The sequence below is a fragment of the Shewanella sp. N2AIL genome (assembly GCF_022690845.1).
Lineage (GTDB): Bacteria > Pseudomonadota > Gammaproteobacteria > Enterobacterales > Shewanellaceae > Shewanella > Shewanella baltica.
Genome location: NZ_JALBYT010000060.1, coordinates 1 through 4,235 on the forward strand (window position 1 = coordinate 1; position 4,235 = coordinate 4,235).

Sequence of the window (4,235 nt, forward strand, 5' to 3'; positions counted from 1 at the left end):
TTTGCGGTACGCGCAAAGGCGGCTTGATTTTGGACACTATCGGGTGTCCGCCACACTACACCGTCAACACCATACAAGTTAAGACCGCACCAATGAGGATGTTCAGCTCTCGCGTGCCAGGTATTAGCGCTGCGACTAAACACTTCTCGAATAACCTCACTGCCCAATCGTTTTCGAGCCTGAGTCACGGCGCTGCGTGCAACATAATCAATCTCTTGCGGCAAAACAATGTCGAGTTTGTTGATGAGTGACCGAATAGACTCCCCTCGGAACAAAGCCATTCCGATAACGGCCCAAATCATCGCATCCATCGGCAATTTACGCCGTCTTAATGTCGCAACGCCCTGAGAGTCCAAACAAGATTGAATTAACTCTGGCTCCAACACATCAGCTAAGCAGGTAAATTCTGTTAGGCGGGTAATATGAGTGCGAGCGAGTGCTTCTGAGAGTTGCATAAAAAAATCCGATGACATGAGGTCATCGGATTTTGATCTTTTCAGCGAGATCGTCAAGTGATCTGTCTTAACTGATCGGCATTACGCAATGCGGGGATTTTTTTATTTTGTTAATAAAGTCACTTTTGGCAGCAGGTGGTATTGATTAAGCACTGTCATTCCAGTGACACGCCATGAACTCATCCCAGAGGGCTCGACGGCGGCATCCATGCCGCCAACGGTCACTTTCATGACAGTGCTTAATCCAGTTAAGCCCTTGGTATGCCTGATAGTCGGTTATTTACAATTATGCATTCCGAGAATTTAACAATGGCCGTTAAACTGCTGTCTAAAGTGCACAGGCTTGGGTGCTTACTACATGCTCCAATATTGTCTCTAAACTTCTTATCCGTTCGAGTGTCTTGCCTAAATCTATGACACCTGCACTGTCAAAAATACGGTAATCCCCTGGCCACTGGCAGATGGTCATGTATTCACCATGTCCAAATCGAGGTGGCTTTACTAAAGGTAAGTTTAACGCAGCCGCAATGTCAGTAGCCAAACGATAAAAGTGAGCCCTATGTTCACTGCGGTTATTTGTTTCAGAAACTGAGATTTTAATACATAGCCTTTCATGCTCCAGTTGTAAGTATATTTCGGTATCTGATAAGCCAGTCGCTTTGAACGCCCAAAAATATCCCATGAAACCACCAGATGGATTAGCAACATACTTCCAAGCGGTATAGCTGTTATCTCCAATGTCCATTGCTTGCTGTAACCACTGGTAGAATCCTATCCAAGTTCTTTGTGAGTTTTTCCATTCATCAACATGTAAGACATTGTAGTTGTTAATATTTGTCTGAATTGAGGATAAATATCCATAATAATCTTTTACTATGGCATTTTCTGTAGCATGTGTGGTCAACAACTTAAGCACATCTTGACGTAAATAAGGCTCAAACCCACTTTTCCTGACATCTCTAAAGCTGCTTTGCTCCTCGCTTTTATAATAAATACCTAATACTTGAGCATGTGGATACTGAGATATCATTTGCTCTTTATAGCGTTGCAGCTGGTTCCCATGCTCTGTTGTAACAGTCTTATCTTCGATAATAAGAACCAAGTCATCGTTCACGAGGCATAGGACATCAAGATGCTGGTATTGACGTTTAACTAGTACCTTGGATATCAGAGGTAGATCCCCTTTCGCCTTAATAATTAAATCTTTGAGTAAGGCAGAGCCAAGCCGATGTAACTCAGGATCTGTATTGGCATGACTTGGGTCTGCCCAGCTTAGTAACCAGCACAGAAAAGCATCTTGAGATAATTCGCTGGTAGCGAATGAGAATAAATTAGGTTGGTTCATTTCATATTCCTTATGATTATATGTATAAAAATTTAGGGAGATGTTAAATATCTCGAAAGGTTGAGTTCGGTGCGTAGGAGCTTTTATGGCAAGTGCGCAATAGCTGTAGGCTTCACAAAACTCTCAAACCATAATAAACCAACTGCTGCTGTTTCCTTTCCAAATACGTGCCGAGAACCACATAATAAACTAATATTATCATATGCTTGAATGGAATGGATAACATCATTTATTGATGTGAAAGATGTAACGTGTTCGATCGCCATAATGCAGAACAGGCCTATTACTTGGTCTTGGTTTGAGCTTAATAGAGTATTGAGTTCCTCTTTTATTGACTTAGCATCCAGCATTACTCTCTTATAACTAATGCGTCCTTGCGAAAGTTTAAACATGGTATGTATATCAGGCAGATCGATACTGATAAGGGGGCTGCGAGATCTAACTTCAACCAGATCGCGGATAAGGCTGATATATAACGTAGGTTGTGACTGGACTAGGCCATCGAAACACTCTGTTAGTTGTTGGTGATAAGTTGGGGGGCAATCAGGAGCACAAATCGCAATAGTTAGCGGCACATTTCTAATCTGTTCAGCCAACAACGGCAGACTCTCAAGATGAGGTTCGACACAGATTATAATTTCTAACGCATTTGTAATATTAATTTGCTCTTTAGCTGAAGAGATAGTTGCTCCCAGCACTGACTTCAAGATGATTTGACTGTGGTTAACCACGAGACAAAAAGGTACGTCTTGCCCTGTGGTTTCCTTAGATTGTGAATGGTGCATAATTGGCTCCTTGAGAACGCTTCAGAAGCGAAGCTATGTAAGAAGGGTTTAGGCGCCATATCACCCCATTTCGAACACGCTACACTAAAAGAAGTTGTTCAAGTGACTCTCGCAGGCATCATAGGTATATCTTTTGTCTACGTTATTGAGTCAAATTGCGGTTTAGAAGATATATCTGCTGATATGATTTTTTCGGTCTGGGTATTCGACGTTGGATAGCTCTAGCGAGCAGGATGCAAGGTAGTTAACGAGATTAAGCACTGGCATGTAAGTGACCGTCCGTGACAGGGATGTCACGGTCGAGCACACAGGGATGTGCTTGCTGCGTGTCACTGGAATGACAGTGCTTAATCATTTCTCACATTACATAGTCAGAACTGACGTGTCTTTTGTCGCATTCTTAGTCGAGTCATGTTGAACAATTAGGGACGAAGCCCCACGACTTTGATTTTGATTTAGAAGAACAAACGAAGTTTGTAAGCTTAGGCCTCTCTTTTGATAGTTGACATATAATGTCATCCAGCTATGATGCCGACACCACAGGTTATACAAACAAAGATCTTATAAATGAAAAAGTTATTAATTATGTTTGCGATGATTTTTGCGGTTAGCTTGGTTGCTAGTCCAGTCGCAGAAGCGAAAAAGTTCGGCGGTAGTAAGTCTATTGGCAAGAGTCATCAAACAGCGCCTGCTCAACCAGCGGCGACTAACACACCGACTACGGCACCAGCGGGCGCGCCGGGCAAGAAAGGTATGATGGGCGGCATGTTAGGCGGTTTATTAGCGGGTGGCTTATTGGCTGCGCTGTTTATGGGTGAAGGTTTTGAAAATATTCAATTTATGGATATTTTGATTATCGCTCTGTTGGCATTCGTGCTGTTTAAAATTGTCCGTACTCTGATGGCTTCAAAAGCGGGGGGACAGCCAAGACCAGCCTACGCGGGTGCTGGCCAACCTAATCCGAATATGCAGCGTCAACAGGCTGAACAAACAGGTTTTGCCACCAATGCTACAAATAATGCAAACAGTGGCAGCAATGGTTTTGGCCAAGCGACAAGCGCAGTTCCTTTTGATTTGCCAGCCGGTTTTGATTTACCCGGCTTTTTGGAAGGTGCGCGTAGCCACTACAAAACCTTGCAATTGGCGTGGAATGAAAACGACTTAAGCAAAATCCAAGAGTATGTTTCGATTGAGCTTTACAATGAACTCAGCAACCAACGCCGCGAGTTAGTGGGCGATCAGCACACTGAAGTGATGTTTTTGGATGCAGAACTTGTCCGCGCCACACACAATGCCAATCTTGCGGAAGTGAGCGTTAAATTTAGCGGCCGCTATCGTGATACCGTTGAAGGCGTAGAAGAGGACATTAAGGAAATCTGGCATTTAGAGCGTAACGTAACGCAAGCCAATTCACCTTGGTTGATCGTTGGTATCGAACAGTAATCTGCCCGTTTTCAAAAGCAGCCTTAATCTGTTAATATGTCCCGTCCTAAGATAGGTTGACAGTTTTTAGGCCAGCTCCAGTAGCTGGCCTTTTCTATTGTGCACCTGATTAGGGGTTGCCATATTCAAACTCAGATGCGGTCTCATTTCGTTGTATATTGCTATCGATTCTCTAACAAGTATCTTCAGCTCCGCAAATGTCCTACA

5 protein-coding genes and 1 pseudogene are annotated in these 4,235 nt (G+C 43.4%); 1 reads left to right on the forward strand and 5 read right to left on the reverse strand.

The window, feature by feature from the left end; genetic code table 11:
• From MO387_RS20595 to MO387_RS20605, 4 genes are all read right to left on the reverse strand, one after another.
• A partial coding sequence (locus MO387_RS20595; RefSeq protein ID WP_242326498.1) for a transposase domain-containing protein occupies positions 1-473 on the reverse strand: 473 nt, incomplete at its 3' end.
• 84 nt (positions 474-557) lie between these two features.
• Positions 558-686, reverse strand: coding sequence for a hypothetical protein (locus MO387_RS21230; RefSeq protein WP_267897850.1), 129 nt, complete (start codon positions 684-686; stop codon positions 558-560).
• Positions 687-783: 97 nt separating this feature from the next.
• Entirely contained in the window at positions 784-1,800 is a 1,017-nt protein-coding gene (locus MO387_RS20600) for a PD-(D/E)XK nuclease family protein (RefSeq protein ID WP_107946314.1), read from the reverse strand.
• Positions 1,801-1,883: 83 nt separating this feature from the next.
• Entirely contained in the window at positions 1,884-2,585 is a 702-nt protein-coding gene (locus MO387_RS20605) for a hypothetical protein (protein ID WP_107946315.1), read from the reverse strand.
• Positions 2,586-3,152: 567 nt separating this feature from the next.
• Here MO387_RS20605 and MO387_RS20610 point away from each other — a divergent pair.
• On the forward strand, positions 3,153-4,028 hold the full coding sequence (locus MO387_RS20610) for a TIM44-like domain-containing protein (protein WP_107946317.1): 876 nt from the start codon (positions 3,153-3,155) through the stop codon (positions 4,026-4,028).
• A 66-nt stretch (positions 4,029-4,094) separates the two neighbouring features.
• On the opposite strand, the pseudogene MO387_RS20615 reads toward MO387_RS20610, so the two are convergent.
• Positions 4,095-4,235, reverse strand: a pseudogene (locus tag MO387_RS20615) (IS3 family transposase); the annotation flags it as partial.